Origin of the sequence: Niameybacter massiliensis (assembly GCF_001282685.1) — a bacterium.
In the GTDB taxonomy this organism is placed as follows: domain Bacteria; phylum Bacillota; class Clostridia; order Lachnospirales; family Cellulosilyticaceae; genus Holtiella; species Holtiella tumoricola.
In genome coordinates this window covers 1,097,766-1,114,946 of record NZ_LN875035.1, presented here as the reverse complement: position 1 = coordinate 1,114,946, position 17,181 = coordinate 1,097,766, and the positions used below count along the sequence as shown (strand labels likewise).

The following is a 17,181-nucleotide window of genomic DNA, read 5'->3' as shown; positions in this document are numbered from 1 at the left end:
GTAAGATGACGAGGGTACTGTTTATGCTTATAAATATGAATATTGGAGGAACGGAGAAGGCACTTCTAAATTTATTAGAAGAAATGCCACAAGATAAATATGATATTACATTACTCATGCTTGAAAAGTATGGTGGATTCTTGAATGATATTCCTGAGGGTGTACATATACAGTACTTAAGAAACTATGGAGATATAAAAGTATTATTAAATAGGCCTCTTTTACAAACAACCATGCAGTTAGTAATCAACAAAAGATATAAAGAGAGCATTGTTATGCTAGGATTATACTTATGGTCAAAGATAACTAGAAATCAAAGCAGCTTTTTTAGATACGTATTAAGAAATACACCATCATTAGATACTTACTATGATGTTGCGGTTGCATTTGCAGGACCTATGGATTTTATTACATATTTTATAGTCAAAAAAGTGCAGGCAACAATTAAGATTCAGTGGATTCATTTTGATATTAGCAAGATAGGTTTTAATATGAACTTTGCTAAGAAATATTATCCTTTTTTTTCTAGAATATTTGTTGTATCAGAAGAAGGAAAAGAGAAATTAATTACCCAAATGCCTTGTCTAGCAGATAAGACAACGACATTTTACAATAAGATAGCCCGAAAACGTATTTTACAACAAGCAGAAGAAACACAAGCTTTTGAAGATGATTTTGACGGAATACGTATCTTAACAGTTGGAAGATTATCGGAGGAAAAAGGCCAGGACCTTTGTATTGAAGCATGTAAGTTGTTAAGAGATGAAGGATACAAATTTAGATGGTATTGTATAGGTGAGGGCAACTATAGAGAGATTTGTGAAGAACGTATTCATCTGTATGGTATCGAGTTTGACTTCATTCTCTTAGGTGCAAAACAAAATCCCTATCCATATATGAAAGCTTGTGATATTTATGTGCAAGCTTCAAGACATGAGGGATACTGTATTACATTAGCAGAAGCAAAGGTATTTGAGAAGCCTATTATCACGACTAATTTTACAGGGGCAAAGGAACAGATACAAAATGTTAAGCATGGATGTGTAGTTAACTGTAATGCTACTGCTATCTATAAAGGAGTAAAAGAGATGTTAGATACTAGATTAGCTTTAGGCAAGGAAGTGAACTAGATGAAGAAAGTATTATTTATGGTAAGTAGCATGAATATTGGTGGAGTTGAGAAATCGCTACTTTCATTGTTAGATACAATTTCTCCAACGGAGTATGACGTAACAGTGTTGATGCTTGAGAAAAAAGGGGGATTTCTTGACCTTATGCCGAAGTGGGTTAAGGTAGAAGAAGTACAGTGGTTTTCACAAGTTAAATCGATATTAATGGAGGCGCCTAATAAGACAGTAAAGAAATACTTAGAAAAAAAAGAAATTATACCATGTGTAGAATTTATATGGAGTTATTATAAAACAAAGTTATCGAATAATCGCATGATTTTTCATAAGCAGTTATTAAAAAGTATTCCCCACTATCCACAGGCTTTTGATATAGCTATTGCATATCCAGGGCCAACCGAGCTTATTGATTGCTATATATTAAATAAAGTTGAGGCACCAATTAAAGTCCAATGGATTCATTTTGATTTAGGGCAAGTAAGTCCAAATCAAAAGTTATATGAGCAGCTGTTTAAGGAATTTAATAAAGTATTTGTTGTGTCTAATGAAGCTAAAGATAAATTACTGAATCTGTATCGTATAGATGAAAAAAAAGTGGAAACTTTTCCGAATATAGTATCTGATAAATTGGTACATAAATTGGCAAGTGAAGAAATTCAGCTAGATCCAACATATAAAGGCATAAAGCTTTTGACAGTTGGGAGACTGGCAAAAGAAAAAGGACAAGATTTGGCAATAAATGCTCTAAAGCGTCTTAAAGAGGAAGGATATTCTGTAAGATGGTATTGCATTGGTGATGGCAATGCAAAAGCGGAATATGAACAGATTATAAAAGCCTATCATTTAGAAGAAGATTTTCTATTGCTCGGAAGTAAGACTAATCCTTATCCATATATGAATCAAGCAGATATATATGTACAAACATCAAGACATGAAGGATACTGTCTAACATTGGCAGAGGCAAGATGTCTCAATAAACCTATTATTACTACGAATTTTACGGGGGCTAAGGAGCAGATAAAAAATGGACAGACAGGGATGATCATTAAAGGAACTGAAGAAGCATTGTATGAGGCGGTGCGATATGTAATTGAGCATCCAGAGGAACGAATACGATTAAGTGATAATTTAAGAAGGGATGCGGGGAGAATGAATGAGAACACAAAATGCAGTTAAAAACATATCTATGAGTTTAATTTCGCAAGTTATTATTATTATTTTAGGATTTGTATCGAGGAAAGTATTTATTGATAATTTAGGTGCAGAATATTTGGGGATAAATGGTTTATTGACAAATGTATTATCAATGATGGTACTCATTGAAAGTGGTATAGGTATTAGCATTGTTTATAACTTATACAAACCATTAGCAGAAAATGATAGGGGAAAAATAACTGCATTAGTACATCTTTATAAAAAAGCCTATGGGATTTTGACAATTATCATGCTAGGTATGAGCATAATTCTATATCCACTTTTGGGAAAGTTTATGAAAACGGATACAGTAATACCGGAAATGGTAATAGTTTATGCGATTTTTGTTACTAAGAATATAGTTTCTTATCTAAATGCTTATAAATGGGCATTGATTAATGCTGACCAAAAAGGATATTTACTTGCCAGAAATAATATGATATTTCAAATAATCACTACCATTGCTAAGATTTTTATATTAAAAGTCACGCACAATTACTTGGGATTCTTATTTATAGAATTGGTAATATTTATCGTACAAAATATGGTGAATACTTATGTTGTTCATAAACGCTATCCATATATAAGAAACAAGGGCAGGCATAAGATTGATCAAGATACTAAAGAGAATATTAATAAGAATGTCAAAGCAATGTTCTTCCATAACATAGGTGGTTATCTAGTGTGTAGTACAGATAATATTCTGATTTCTACTTTTATTGGGGTTAAGATAGTTGGATTTTATTCTAATTACACAATGGTTATTAGTCAATTAAGTGCACTACTTGGACCTATTGTAGGGGGGATTGGAGCTGGAGTTGGAAATCTAATAGCGACAGAAGATAATAGAAAAGTGTATGACGTATTTAAAACTACATATTTAATTAGCTTTTGGATATATTCATTTGCATGTATATTTCTATTTAATTTATTAGAACCCTTTATAAATTGGTGGATTGGAGAAGGATTTCTTTTAGACAAAATAACATTTTTTATAATACTCATCAATTTTTATTTAAGTGGAATTCGAAGCGTAATTGGTACTTTTAAGAGTAAAGCAGGTCTTTTTGTACAAGACAAGTATGCACCTGCAGTTGAGGGTGTAATAAATTTAGGAGCATCTTTAGTTTTGATTAAATATTTTGGACTAGTAGGTGTTTTTATTGGAACAACTATAAGTACATTGGCAGTACCATTTTGGAATCAGGCTAGAATCTTATATAGAGAGCTTTTTGACATTCCAGTACGTAAATTTTTTATAAAATATGCAGTGTATACACTTATTATGCTTGGGACTGGATGGATAACAACAGGTTTATGTAGAATATTTACAAGAGGTGAGAGTTTTATATCTTTAGTCGTAAGAGGAATGATCTGTGTAATTGTAATAAATGTAATTTATATGCTAGTATTCTTTAGAACTAGGGAATTTCAATATTTAATGAATGTAGCTAAGATACAATTTAAAGCTTTACAAAATAAAGTTGTAAAATACACGCAAGATAAGGTAATGAGCTAAAAGAGAAGGGATGTTTAATGGTTGTAATATAGGGTGATATAGTATATATTCAATGAATTTATAGTCAATACATATGTTTTTTAAAATCTCCTTTAAATACTATGTATAAATTAAATTATCAACTTCTTATTTTCGTAACCTTTGTTATAGTATGTATCTTATATGTCATATGAATAAAGTATAATTTATAAACAAAAATTAAAACCTTACAATGTATAAGAAAAAGATGAAAAACTTAGAGAATTTGCTACGGAGCGTCCTCAAATAATACAATCCTATTTAGAAGAAATTAAAGAATAGTGAAAAAGGAGCCAATGATGTGCAAAGTAAGTGTAATTGTACCTATTTATAATGCTGAGAAGTATTTAAAAAAATGTATTAAATCCATTCTAAAACAAAGTTTTGAAGAATTCGAGCTTATATTAGTAAATGATGGTTCTAAAGATACAAGTTTAGAGATTTGTAGGGAATATGAAAAAAAAGATAGGCGTATACGAGTAATAGATAAAATGAATGAAGGAAGTATACTAACCCGTCAGAGGGGTGTTGACACTGCAAGAGCAAAATACATTATGCATGTAGATGCAGATGATTGGATTAATAAAAATGCAATAAAGCTACTCTATGATGAAGCAGTTATAAGTAATGCAGATGTAGTAGTAGCGAATCAATACAAAGTTTTAAGCAACACAGCAATGATTAAACAAGCAAACACAAGTGCTTATTTTAAAGAGAGGAAGATATATAGAAATGAAGATATAAATACATATCTGACAAGTGCTTATCTACATGGACATCCTTTTCCTTCCTCATTGTGTGCAAAGTTATATAAAAAATCTCTTCTAAAGCATAGTCATACATATCTTGACGGAATAAAATTTTTAGGAGAAGATTTATTCTATAATATGGGTATTTTTTTAAATGCTAAAACAGTGAGTATACTTCCTAAGTGTGTTTATTATTATCGAAGTGGCGGATTTACTTCGAGATATATGCCTTATCTGTTTAGTGACACAGTTAGGTGCTATGAGATACAGAAAGAGGTTATCGAAAGCTATTATAAAGATACAGAGCAAAAGAGAATGAATGGTATAAGTATCATGCTATTAAATACGTTTAAGACATGTCTCCAAAATTGTTTTAGAGGAGAACACGATAGGATGGCAATTCAGGATATGATAAGACAGTATATTGATGATTCTAATATAAGAGAATCTATAAACAATGAAGGTGCGAGAAGATATTTTGATACAGAGTATCTGGATGCTATTGAAAACAATAATGTTGAGTATTTATTTAGAATTGGAGAAGAAGGGAATCAGAAATTTTGCAAGCGACAAAAAGTTATTAAGCTTGCTACCTATATACACCTTTAAAAATAGAAGTAGTTGTTAAGAATCAAGGTTCTAACAACTGCTCCTATTTTTTATACAAGTTTGTCTAGAGTAAGCACTTTTATTACAGGCATAAGCATATGCTATAGTAGCTGAAAGTTTAAGGATAAGAGGGAGGTAACAGATAAGAAGAGAGTAGGTAAGGGTGGAAGTAACAATAATATGGAGGAGGTAGTAATGTGAGCGTAGAGGTATACTATGGTCCTAATTTAATTCAGAAAATTTACCTAGGTGAACAGCTGTTAAGTGGTAGTATAGAGAAGAAAATAAATATTAATGAAGTCCCCTATATCGCGAATTATTATATACAGCCAATAGTTGATAGTAGTGAAAATGTTATCATTAATTACTATGTAACAGATTACTTACAACAGGAATATCGAGAAAATAATTATAGTGAAACCTTTAGGCTATTGTACTGGATTGATGAGAAGAAGTATGAGATATCAGGAATAAAAGCTGGAGATAATACTGTAGACCTTGGTAAGATAGAGTTAGGAGAACATTTACTAGCTTTCCAAGTTGTAGATAGGTATGGGTGTAAGTCACATAGGTTATTTAATGAGATTATGATAATAGATACACAACAAGTAGAGATGGAAAAAGAAAGTTTAACCTATATAGTGACAGAATTAGATTTAGATAACTTTGGAATTAAAAAGGATGATACAGAACCAAAAGCTACCACAGAAGGGATAAATAGTTTAATTCAACATGCCATCGAAATGAATTATAAAAAGATTATCATTCCAGAAGGAAGGTACAGAATATCTGAAAATACACCTGTATTACTAGAGCAGTTGAAAAATTTTATTCTAGATATGAATGGTGCAACTTTTAAATTAAATCCTAATGCTTTAGAGTCAGCGATGATAGTGAAACTGCAAGATTGTTATAATTGTCACGTAGTAAATGGCATTATTGAAGGAGAATGGAGTGAACATGACTTTAATAATGCACCTGGTCAATCAGAAGGTGTTCATGGGGTTACAATTAATGGAGGAAAATATAATTCTTTTGAAGATTTAGTTGTAAAAGATATAACAGGATATGGAACCTGTACCCTATTTGGAAGATCTAACGTAGTAGGCAATGAAGTGGGTTTTGATTTTGCTTTAGGTGATATTCAAGAAGGTGTATGGATGGAGTCTAGTGAACGTTATTCTTCTAAAAACTTCCTTACATTAGCATCTAATAAATATAATTATAAAGAAAAAGGATATTTTCAAATTGGTGCATATCTAGGCTATCAAGGAAATGTAACAGATAACTGGGTATACAAAGCAACCTTTTATGATACTAATAAAAATTATTTAGATACGATTGAAGGATATGCATATAGAAGATTATATGTACCAAAACTTGCAGAATATGTGAGAATTACACTATTTTCAGCAAATGAACCTGATTCAAAAATACAGATATTTGCATTGAATACACCTCTTAATTGTACATTTAAAAATATAGAACATAATAATATAAGGGCGGTAGGAATGGCACCAACATCTTTTGTTAATCTATTAGTAGAAGGATGCACTTTTGAAAATTGTGGATATACATTAGGGAAGTGTGCATTTGATGCAGAAGATGGTTGGGATCTCATGCAAGATTTAACCTTCAGAAGAAATATTTTTAAAAAAAATCCATATAATTATTTCTTGATTTGCGCAGGTCATAATTTAATTATAGAAGATAATGAGGCTATTGGCATATATGCTTGGGAAAGATCTAGAAGTTATGTTGTACGAAATAATAGATTAACAAATACAAGCACATTGAGATATGAGACAATTAAAAGGTCAGGTTATACACGCATATATAATAATACACATTTAGTAACTGCTAACTTAGCACTTTCAAATGAGAGTAGTCGTTTTATTTTAAAGAATGAAATATTTATTGAAAATGTACCTTATGTTCGTAGTAATTATATACCGGATACAGGTGGTATTAGAATAGTTGATAGTACTTTTGAATTTAGTGGAACGTATGAGTGTATAGGAACACCCCGTTATATTGAATTTTTAAGATGCAAATTTATTAATTTTGCAACTTATTTAAGTACAGGGAGTAGCTATATAGAATGTCAGTTTATAAATGCACTTAATTTAAAATTGCATGGAAGTGCTATAAAGAAGTTTATTAGATGTGAATTTGATAACTGTTGGATGAAAGCACAAGGTGCTATGTATGCACTTTTTGATAAGTGTAAAATGAAAGATATGACCTTATATTTAGATAATTATAGTAATAAGGAAAACAACATTTTAGTGAAAAATTGTGATATAGATGTAACAACAAAGGAATTTATCAATCTAAGAACAACCACTCCTATAACGATTGTGGATTCAAAAATTAATAACACAAATCCAATGAAGTATTATACTATAAATTGTTCAAAGAATGGATTAGATGGAGCAGAATTAACGTTAGAAAATAATGTTATTCTACAAGCTACAGGAAACGTAATTACTGGTACGGATATAACGAGTGGAGCATATATGATTACATTAAAAGATAATATAATTGATGGAGAAGCGCAGATAATAGATGTTAAATATGTAGATAACACAAGTGTAGATATTATAAGATAAGAACGTAATGATCCCCTGTAAGTTTTAGCGTAAGCAATGAGTAAGCTAAAACTTACAGGGGATTTATTTCAGAGACTAGGGTGTAATTGGAAAATGATGTAGATTATAAAATAAACAGTATTGTCAAAGTAATGATAAGTTTTTAGCAAAGTAACAAGATATAAAATCTAGGTATTTGTGTGATAAAGAGTAATGTGAATACAATAAGCAGTATTAAGATTTAATGAAGTATAAGGTATTTTCATCTTTTGTTGCTAATGCATCATACTCAGCTTGGGTGCCAATCCAAATTGAAGGTATTTTAGCTTGAAGTTCGTTAATAGCTGCAATGATTGTTTTTGCATCAGTAGTGAGAGCATCAAACTGTGTAGTTGCATCAAATGTTCCAGTATCGCCTTTAACCCCTTGAGGGCCTTGAGCACCTTGAGCGCCAGTGTCACCTTTAACTCCTTGAGGGCCTTGAGCACCAGACTCAATTGATGAGAGTTTAGTGTCTATCTCTTCTTTGGTATAGAAATAATTTTTTAAACCGAATAAATCAAGAAATGCCATGCATAACTCCTCCTTACACTTAAATTGTCGTTTATTATATAATATGAAAAAGCTAGTACAAATGGTGAGGAAAATGAAAAATATTATAATAATACTTACATTTATACATACTTTGATTTTGTTATTTCTTTCTTCAACAGAAGCATTAGTAAAGCGGTATTGCTGATAATTAGCAATCTCTATTTTCTAGCAAATACAGTTTTTGGTGAAGAACCATTTTGTAACATTTATTTGTTTAAATACAAGGATTTGTATAGAACTATATAATTGACACAATATAGCAATTTAGTAAAATATAAGTGTAGCTTAGCTCAGAAGTCAATGGAGAGGGGGGAGAAAGAATGAAGCAAGCATGGAATCAACCACGAGTATTAGTATTAGCACTTAGTAATACATTTGATAATGACATCCAACTATTTAATGCTACTCCACCAGGTGGTGCGGCAGGCGATTGGACAAGAGTAAAATGCATCACTTGTAATAGAATATTTAATTCAGCAGAAGGGTATGATACTCACTTTGAGAAGTATGGGTGTACTTTGCAAGGTAATCAAGAACATATTCATTATTTTTATTCTTAATCTTTGATAATAAATACTAAAAAAGTTAAGTGAATGCCCATAGGGTTATTCACTTAACTTTTTTAGTAATATGTGTAATATAATCTAAAAAAATATAGTTATATAACTATATAATATATATGCTCATTAATACGTGTTAATATATACTAAACAATTTATAATTTAAGATAAAAGAGGTGTAATATGCGTTATACATACAAGGTATATGGGTTAACAATAGAATCAGAGATAGAAATTCCAGAATTCCTTATGGATGAATCTGAAGAAAAGAGTACTGACAAAGTATATATTCGTCGTAGGATAATGAGTGCTAATATTAAACATGCTATTCACCATGGACGTAAAAGCTATATGTCACCACAAGATATATGGTTCAATATTCCAAATGTTGCAACATACCGTATTACTAAGGGAAATCATATTTCTTATGAGCCTTGTAAGGGGTGTGATAAGCAACTGTTAAAAATATTTTTAATGTGTAGCTGTTTAGGATTTATTATGATTCAGCGTAAGAAGGTTGCCATTCATGGTGGTACGGTTGTCATGAGAGATAAGGCGATTGTCATTACAGGAGATAGAGGTGCAGGCAAGTCTACACTTACGACGGCTTTGAGGCAAAAGGGATATAAGTTTTTGACTGATGATGTGGCAGCTACAACTTTAAAGGATACATTATTGGTACAGTGTGGATTTCCTTATCAGAAGCTTTGTGAGGATACAATGAACAAACTAGGTTATGATAAGATGGCATATACTTCATTTGAAGGAGATAATAAAGTGAAATATATTGTACCTGCTTTTGAAGATTTTCAAGAGGTAGATACACCACTACAAGCTATATGTGAAGTTGTTCCAAGTGATGTAGAACAAGTAGGAATAGAAATGATCAAAGGGCAAGAGAAGCTTCAATACATTATGAAAAATGTATACCGCGCAGAATTCTTACCTTCACTAGGGCTAGCACCTGAGTATTTTAAGCAATGTGTAGAGATTGCCAAGCATGTGCAATTTTATAAGATTAAAAGACCTAGAGTGGGATTTACTGTGGAAGAACAGATTAGGTGTATAGAAGAAATAATGGATGCGTCTTAAAAATTAATCGACGATTGATGAACCCATATACAGTGTATAAGATATATATATAAATAATAAGTAGATGTGTATAGATATGTATAATTGTGGATGTTGGGATAAAAGTGGTAAGCTAGTTATGTCGTGTTCACCGTGTATTTTTGGAATATAGAGACCAGAGATATCAAGGTACATAGGTTAAATAATAGGGAGGAATAAATTATGAAAAAAGAATGGAAAATACCTCAAGTTATGGGGTTAGGTGTACAAAGTACACATGAGGATGAAGATTTAAATGCAAATGCTAAAATTTTCTATGCGTGCAAATATTGCTGTGAGCGCTTTTGGACTAAAAATGCTAGAAATGAGCATGAATTAACTTGTGCTAGAAGACCAGTACCACCTATTGCAGGTGAGGGTGATGGAGACCCAATTCCTACATTTTCATAAGAAATGATAAGTAAGAGCTGCTAGAATAGTAATGACTATAAGTTACTATTCTAGCAGCTCTTAGTCAATATATTAATAAATAAGGTAACGTTTTAAAGGTACAATTCATGTGTCTATTTATAAATACAGGTTGTTAAGTTTAATTATATATAATAGAATCGATCAGAGTTATAAGAAGTCAGGTTAAATGATACACCAATAAAATGATTTGTAAAAATGGTGTAGATGAAGAGAGGAAACTATCTTAATAGTATTTCACACTATAAAAAAAGAATTTTATAGTAGGTGTGCTAGGGATAATTTTTTAGAATCTATATTTGAATTATTAAGTATACAAATAAATATATTAGAATGATACATTATTATACTTGCTTAAGGAGAAGCAGAGGCAATCACCCAGGGTTAGGTCATAGTGACTCTAAGTGGTTTGATGATCATGTACCTAATAGCAATCATTGTGAAGGGCATACCTGCTGCTGTTCAGATTTATTTGCAGTAAGTTAACTGTGCCGAATTATATGAATTATAAGGAGGATATATATGCAAAAACAATGGGAAGTGCCTAAAGTAAGAAGTCTGCAAGTGCAACAAACTTTTGGAGGGAAGGGTCATGGTAATGGGGATACACCTGCTAACTGCTGGTGCCAAAATACAGCATTAGGTGGGCATGGTACGCCTCATAACCATGGTGCAAAACGTCAGCCACATCAAGGGTGTAGTTGCTGTGCAACAAATGCAGGGTTAGGATGGGAAGAAGCGAATCTATCTTAAGTATTAAGAAGTGCATAAAAATAAACCAAGGCGGTTGCCTTGGTTTATTTTTATGCACTTTCTATTTTCATAAGCTTATCTATAGAGTCTACAGTAGTCAGTTTTTGATTTTCAAGTCTTAGGACTCTATCACAGATAGAAAGAGCAGATGGTCTGTGGGTAATGATCAGGCAGGTTGGCTTATGCGGTAAGGTTTTAATCGCATGTAGTACTTTGACTTCTGTCTCAGGGTCTAGTGCAGAGGTGGCTTCATCTAAGATGAGGATAGGCTTTTGTCTTAGGAAGGCACGTGCGATAGCGAGACGCTGAGCTTGACCTTCGGAGATGCCAAGACCCTTTTCTCCAAGAGAAGTTTCGAGACCTTTATCTAGTGCAGTGATAAAGCTCCATGCACAGGCGCGTTTTGAAGCTTGTTGTATTTCTTCATCGGTAGCTAGTAAGTTGCCGTAGCAAAGGTTGTCTTTGATAGTACCGGAGAAGAGGGTATTACCTTGAGGGACATAGGAGATCAGGTGACGATGTAGTGCGTTGATTTCTTCTGTTTGATGTGAAGTATTTAAGGTGATATGCCCTTCATGTGGATGTGCTAAGGAGAGTAGGAGGCGTATAAGCGTTGTTTTGCCACCACCAGATGGTCCAACTAAGCCAATAATTTCACCAGGTTCAATACAACAAGAGATTTGCTTTAAAATAGGTACTTCTGGTTGATAGGAAAAGCTTACTTGGTCAAAGCAAATACTTGGTTTGAGGTTTGGTAGGTGAGCAAGTGCTTTGGGTGTGCGGTCTTCTAGTGTGAGTGCTTCGACCTCCATAAGTCTTTCAACAGAGGCTAGGGATTTGATAATGTTTGGGACAATACTCGCAAACCCGGAAAGTGGACTTTGAATGTTGTTGAAAAGTTGAAGCATAGCAGTCATTGTACCAAAACTCATTAAGCCTACTGCAATTTTGTAAGCACCTACACTAAATACAACAAAGTAGGTAAGGTAGGAACTTACTGTCATAAAGAGCCCTGCAATAAGTCCGATAATACTAGAGCGTAAGTTAAGTTTCATAGTTGTGTCTTGTAGAGATTCTAAGTCTTGCATATTTTTCTTTTCTTTGCAAAAGGTTTTGATAATCATGATGTTTTGAATAGATTCTTGGATAAAGGAGTTGTATTTAATGTTGTGATCTTGAACTTCCATGTATAGATTTTTGACTTTCTTACCAAATACAATGCTACAAAGCATAAGTACTGGTGCAATAACAATAGAAAGAATAGCTACAGTTCGGTCTAAAAAGAAGAGTGTAATAAAGGAAGCAACAAAGGTGATAGTAAGCGACAGTAAGCTAGAAACAGTACTGGTAATAAGACCAATGATGACACTTACATCGCTATTAATACGTGTGAGTAAGTTGACGCTGTGATATTTGCTATGTTCGAGCCATTCGCTATAAGTAATATGTTCGTAGAAGTGTTTTTGAATATTATTTCTAAGTTTAGTGGAGCATTTGGTGCTTGTAATAGATGTAATGGATGAGATAGTGATTCTAAAGACGAAAATCAGTGCCATAAGTCCCAACCATTTAAATACACCCGGCAAGTCTCCAGTAGTGGCTGCATCTATTAGGGATTTGGATAAAAGTGCGGAGTAGACACCAATACATGAGAAAATTGCTGTTACAGATGTATTGAAGATGAGATAGCCAAGGACCGGTTTGGCATGTCTAGCGAGCCATTTGATTTGCGCCCAAGTCTTTTGTATTGTTGTAAGCATAATGATGATTCCCCCATATTAAGTTAAATTTAAAACTATTATATGTAGTATAAAAAGAAAATACTGGAATCTCAATGATACTATATAAGTATATTAGGTCAAGTAGAAGTATACACTTATATACTTTAAGGAAAAAAATGGGTATAGTATCATGTAAAGAGAGAACACATAAAAAATCATAACAGTATAGAACAAGAAAAATATAGAGAATAGATAGTAAGGGGATAAGGATGAATAAGCAACAGGAACAATTACTAGAATTGCTTACGTCTGCAATTCGTGGAGAGAAATGTAAAGATACAAGATATCAAGACTGGGAAGGTGTATTAGCAGAGGCGAGAGAACACCAAGTCAAAGGGATGATTTATACTGCAATTGATAGAGGAGAAATAGAAGGACATATTGATGAGCAACTATATGAAAAGTGGAAAAAGGAAACCTTTAGAACAGGTACAAGTCAAATTCAACATGTTTGTCAAGTTTCAAGAATTTTAAGCCATTTTAGAACGCTTGGGATTGATGTGATTGTATTGAAAGGCTTAGTAATAAGAGAGTATTATCCAAGACCAGAGCTACGAACAATGTGTGATGCTGATTTGTTAGTTCATGAAAAGGACTTAAAGATTATAGAAGAGATTTTACTAGAAGAAGGATATCATGCAGAAGAAGCGTCACCGGTACATATTAAATATACACATCCTAGATGTTATGCCATTGAAATTCATTGGACGATTCGAGATGAACGTATATTTGAAGAAATAGATGCTTTAGAGGCTGGATTGTGGCAAGAAGCTATTTCTGTAAGTGTCAATGGCATTGAAGTGCTTGGATTAGGTTTAGAAGATCAGATAGCCCATTTGTGTGTACATATGGCAACGCATTTATCTGTAGGTGGATTTGGTATTCGTCAATTAATAGACCTTGTATTATTGGTACAAGCAAAAAGACATGTGATTCAGTGGAATATATTGCGTAAGAAGATTAAAAGGTGGAACTTAAGCCATTTTACTGTAGCTGTATTTAAAATGGCAGAAGTCCTCTTCCAACTAGAGTTTCCAGTGGCACTTAATAAGCTAGGCAGCGTGAAAAAGCAGGTAGTACTAGAGCTTATAGAAGATATGTGGGCAGCAGGTGTCCATGGAAAGCGTGATGCTTCTCGTGTATTAGCACATGAGCTAGCGAAGGATGTAGAAGGTAAGAAGTCGAGTGAAGAGTCAAGTGTATTACATAATTTCTTAGACTTCTTATGTCCACCACAGGAAAAATTGTCTGATAAATATGCCTATGGCAAGAGACATAAAGTACTACTTCCGATTGCTTGGATACATCATTTATGGAATGGTATTTGGAATAAGGAATATAAATTAAAAGAGAAGTTTAAATTTGCCTTTACTGCTTTTAGGGTATCGAAGAAGCGTAATAAGTTACTTAGGGATCTACAGTTGTAGGAAGGGGGAGGAGTCTATGCATAAGCTTAAATTATATTTGAAATTGAATTGGCGGACCCAGTTATTGGTAATACAAACATTTATATTATGCGGTATTGTAAGGGCCTTGATTTTACTCATTCCATTTAAGAAGTTCCGACCTTACCTAGGAGAGCATAATGCTGATTCGAATCTAGAAGAAGATATATATGTTTACCGTCAAGCTAAGAAGATAGGGCAAGTAGTATCTATGGTGAGTCGATATACGCCGTGGGAGAGCAAATGTTTGGTTCAGGCTATGGTAGCACAATATCTTCTGAAAAGACGTAAAATCCCAGCCACTTTATATCTTGGGGTGGCAAAAGGTAGCGAAGGAGACCTCAAAGCACATGCTTGGCTTAGGTGTGGCCAGATGATTGTTACTGGAGATGGTGCAAGAATGAGGTATAAGGAAGTGGCTAGATTTGCCAATCTTGCCGTATAATATTAAAGGATAAAGGAGGGATGATAGTGAAAGAATGGAAAAATCCAAAACTTTATATCTTGGGAGTTACCTATACACAAAGTGATCTGATGACACCGACTATAAGTATGGAACCAACTATAAGCACGGAACCTACATTTAACACAGATCCTATATTTAATGTAACGCCAAGCATTACAACAGGACCAGCACTTATTACAACAGGGCCGGCTATTGGATTAGGACCAAGTAATGAGTCGGATAGTAGTAGTGGCGATGGTGGTGGAAGTTTTGCAGGATGGTTTAACCTATCTTAATAAAGCGTTAAGATAATAAAAGAATGAGTAAAATTACATAAGGGGGCCTATTAAAATGAAAGAAACAAAAGAAATTACATTAGAAACAATGATTAGACAAACAGGTGATATGGATACATCAGATATTGATGGCGAAAAAGTAATGATGGATTTAGATACAGGGAGTTACTTCATGCTCAATGATGTTGCAACCCATATATGGGACCTTGTTGAACAACCTATGAAAGTTGCAGAGGTGATTCAACACTTATTAAATGAATATGAAATAGATGAAGTAACTTGTAAAGAGCAAGTAATGGCATTTGTAAATGAACTTTGCAAACGTGAGTTAGTTGCCATTGCATAAGCAGCCGAGAAGATGCCTTGAGTTTGATGAAGGCATCTTTTTATATATACTATAAAATTGGTAGTACATTTAAAATAGGGGAGAGATGACTTGTGATAATAGATCAAGGAATGGAAAATATAAAGATAGCGCTTACAAATGGAAAAAACTCAAAGAACCTAGTAGTAAGAGTGGGTATAAAAAGTATTTATAGGATTAAGGATATGATTTATAAGGTGAAAAAGGTACTCCTTGATAAGGAGTATCGAGCAATAGCTGCTATGATGAAGATACACAAGTTGCTTCAAAATATGAGAGTTTTGGAGACTATGATCAAAAGGACTATGCATCAGGCGTGTTTGATAGAAAGAGTCAATTGATTACCATTCCTCGATCAATCAAAAGCATTTTACTAAAGTGAATTAGCAAGAAAGATTTGTTCCCCTGAAGGAAAGATATGCATATAAATTTCACATAATAAGTCTATAATGTCCAATTAGGTGGTGAAACATAATGAATACACAAAAGCTAACTTATGCAGGAATGCTATCTGCTGTGATTGTAGCTATGACTTTGTTTGTAATGATGACAGGTCTTGGCTATACAATCTTTATAGATTTGGGACTTCCTGTTCTCATTGGACTTGTTTACTTGAAGTGTGGGTTTAAGTATACCAGTTTATGTGGGATAATTTCGGTTTTGATTATTTTCTTTGGCATGGGGGATTTGCCTACGGCTATTTGGATGATTCAAGGTATTATAATTGGGCTTATATGTAGTGTAGCTCTTAGTAAGGATTCGACAATTATGGATGATTTACTGTGGTGCTCAGTAGGTGGAGCATTTATTGTTATCTTTATAGATGTTTATTGTGAGAATATTTTAGGAATGAGTCTGATTACTGAACTTTGGCGAACACTAGAGCCTATTCCGGCTCCAGATGTAGTAAAGGAGATTGCAGTATCTATAGGACTGGCCAGTTTGCCGGTAGGTACGAGTATTATTGCTTATATCGGTACTCTTTTTGTAGGCCATAAATTGCGTATTCTTTCTGGCACAACAAAAGAAAAATTTAAGGTGATTAAGGGCTTTAAAAAATATGCTGGCTATTTGTGCTGTTCTAAAGGAACAACTTATAGATGGATTCTGTATCTAGTGGGTATACAAGCATTACAATTTGTAGCACTTCCACTTTATTTAAAGACGGTATTAGGAGCTATACAGTGGATTGCATTGTACTTTATATTGCGAGATGCCCATAGCTTAGTAAGTAAATTTATTTATACAAAGACTGGGTCTATAGGTATAACTAAGGGAATTGGTCTAGGAATCTTCCTCATGTTATTTAGTTTATTTAAAATTACCATTATAGTACTTACAAGTGCAGGGTGTATTGTAGACCTAATTTATCATGTAAGAGATAGACAAATACAAATGTTAAAGCAACAAGTGGCATAAGATAATGTGAGGGGAGGAGTCTAGGAGAGAAGACTTGAATTAAAGTGGAAAAAAATGGTTTATCTCTCAAAGACACATAGGAGTATGCAAGGAACTTCATACTATATTTAAAGCCTATTAGGAGGAAGTTTGTATGCCCCACAATCAAGCTCAAACGTATAAAGGTATTTTAAAAGAA

16 protein-coding genes are annotated in these 17,181 nt (G+C 33.2%); 14 read left to right on the top strand and 2 right to left on the bottom strand.

Annotation, left to right across the window (positions count from 1 at the left end):
• Positions 1 to 5: 5 nt before the first annotated feature.
• The 5 genes from BN2390_RS10900 (at position 6) to BN2390_RS10880 (ending at position 7,828) form a co-directional block, all read left to right on the top strand.
• Complete coding sequence (locus BN2390_RS10900; RefSeq protein WP_053984380.1) at positions 6 to 1,130, top strand: glycosyltransferase; 1,125 nt, start codon at positions 6 to 8, stop codon at positions 1,128 to 1,130.
• Positions 1,131 to 2,303 (top strand): glycosyltransferase, encoded by a 1,173-nt coding sequence (locus BN2390_RS10895; RefSeq protein ID WP_053984379.1) that lies wholly within the window; start codon positions 1,131 to 1,133, stop codon positions 2,301 to 2,303.
• The gene (locus tag BN2390_RS10890) at positions 2,281 to 3,840 is read left to right on the top strand and encodes an oligosaccharide flippase family protein (RefSeq protein ID WP_053984378.1); all 1,560 of its coding nucleotides are present in this window, start codon (positions 2,281 to 2,283) and stop codon (positions 3,838 to 3,840) included. Before BN2390_RS10895 ends, BN2390_RS10890 begins: the two co-directional genes overlap by 23 nt.
• Before the next feature lie 314 nt (positions 3,841 to 4,154).
• Positions 4,155 to 5,216 carry a glycosyltransferase family 2 protein gene (locus tag BN2390_RS10885; RefSeq protein WP_242847664.1) on the top strand — a complete coding sequence of 354 codons (1,062 nt, stop codon included), beginning with the start codon at positions 4,155 to 4,157 and terminating at the stop codon, positions 5,214 to 5,216.
• A gap of 197 nt (positions 5,217 to 5,413) precedes the next feature.
• A complete protein-coding gene (locus BN2390_RS10880; protein ID WP_053984376.1) occupies positions 5,414 to 7,828 on the top strand; it encodes a right-handed parallel beta-helix repeat-containing protein in 2,415 nt (804 codons plus the stop codon).
• Positions 7,829 to 8,041: 213 nt separating this feature from the next.
• Here BN2390_RS10880 and BN2390_RS10875 read toward each other — a convergent pair whose 3' ends face one another.
• On the bottom strand, positions 8,042 to 8,380 hold the full coding sequence (locus BN2390_RS10875) for a collagen-like triple helix repeat-containing protein (RefSeq protein ID WP_053984375.1): 339 nt from the start codon (positions 8,378 to 8,380) through the stop codon (positions 8,042 to 8,044).
• 341 nt (positions 8,381 to 8,721) lie between these two features.
• Between BN2390_RS10875 and BN2390_RS10870 the strand changes: the two genes are divergently transcribed.
• The 4 genes from BN2390_RS10870 (at position 8,722) to BN2390_RS10855 (ending at position 11,253) form a co-directional block, all read left to right on the top strand.
• The gene (locus BN2390_RS10870) at positions 8,722 to 8,961 is read left to right on the top strand and encodes a hypothetical protein (protein WP_053984374.1); all 240 of its coding nucleotides are present in this window, start codon (positions 8,722 to 8,724) and stop codon (positions 8,959 to 8,961) included.
• 183 nt (positions 8,962 to 9,144) lie between these two features.
• Positions 9,145 to 10,053, top strand: a complete 909-nt coding sequence (locus BN2390_RS10865; protein ID WP_053984373.1) for a phosphoenolpyruvate carboxykinase (ATP) — start codon at positions 9,145 to 9,147, stop codon at positions 10,051 to 10,053.
• Positions 10,054 to 10,254: 201 nt separating this feature from the next.
• The gene (locus BN2390_RS10860) at positions 10,255 to 10,482 is read left to right on the top strand and encodes a hypothetical protein (protein WP_053984372.1); all 228 of its coding nucleotides are present in this window, start codon (positions 10,255 to 10,257) and stop codon (positions 10,480 to 10,482) included.
• 540 nt (positions 10,483 to 11,022) lie between these two features.
• Positions 11,023 to 11,253, top strand: coding sequence for a hypothetical protein (locus tag BN2390_RS10855; protein WP_053984371.1), 231 nt, complete (start codon positions 11,023 to 11,025; stop codon positions 11,251 to 11,253).
• 50 nt (positions 11,254 to 11,303) lie between these two features.
• On the opposite strand, the gene BN2390_RS10850 is transcribed toward BN2390_RS10855, so the two are convergent.
• Positions 11,304 to 13,013 carry an ABC transporter ATP-binding protein gene (locus BN2390_RS10850; protein ID WP_053984370.1) on the bottom strand — a complete coding sequence of 570 codons (1,710 nt, stop codon included), beginning with the start codon at positions 13,011 to 13,013 and terminating at the stop codon, positions 11,304 to 11,306.
• 230 nt (positions 13,014 to 13,243) lie between these two features.
• On the opposite strand from BN2390_RS10850, the gene BN2390_RS10845 reads away from it, so the two are divergent.
• The 5 genes from BN2390_RS10845 (at position 13,244) to BN2390_RS10820 (ending at position 17,003) form a co-directional block, all read left to right on the top strand.
• Positions 13,244 to 14,461 (top strand): nucleotidyltransferase domain-containing protein, encoded by a 1,218-nt coding sequence (locus BN2390_RS10845; RefSeq protein WP_053984369.1) that lies wholly within the window; start codon positions 13,244 to 13,246, stop codon positions 14,459 to 14,461.
• A gap of 43 nt (positions 14,462 to 14,504) precedes the next feature.
• Positions 14,505 to 14,924: a lasso peptide biosynthesis B2 protein gene (locus BN2390_RS10840; RefSeq protein ID WP_242847663.1), complete on the top strand. Its 420-nt coding sequence runs from the start codon at positions 14,505 to 14,507 to the stop codon at positions 14,922 to 14,924.
• Between the two features lie 26 nt (positions 14,925 to 14,950).
• A complete protein-coding gene (locus tag BN2390_RS10835) occupies positions 14,951 to 15,220 on the top strand; it encodes a hypothetical protein (protein WP_053984367.1) in 270 nt (89 codons plus the stop codon).
• 55 nt (positions 15,221 to 15,275) lie between these two features.
• Positions 15,276 to 15,566 (top strand): lasso peptide biosynthesis PqqD family chaperone, encoded by a 291-nt coding sequence (locus BN2390_RS10830; RefSeq protein WP_053984366.1) that lies wholly within the window; start codon positions 15,276 to 15,278, stop codon positions 15,564 to 15,566.
• A gap of 492 nt (positions 15,567 to 16,058) precedes the next feature.
• Positions 16,059 to 17,003, top strand: a complete 945-nt coding sequence (locus tag BN2390_RS10820) for a hypothetical protein (RefSeq protein WP_053984364.1) — start codon at positions 16,059 to 16,061, stop codon at positions 17,001 to 17,003.
• Positions 17,004 to 17,181 lie beyond the last annotated feature (178 nt).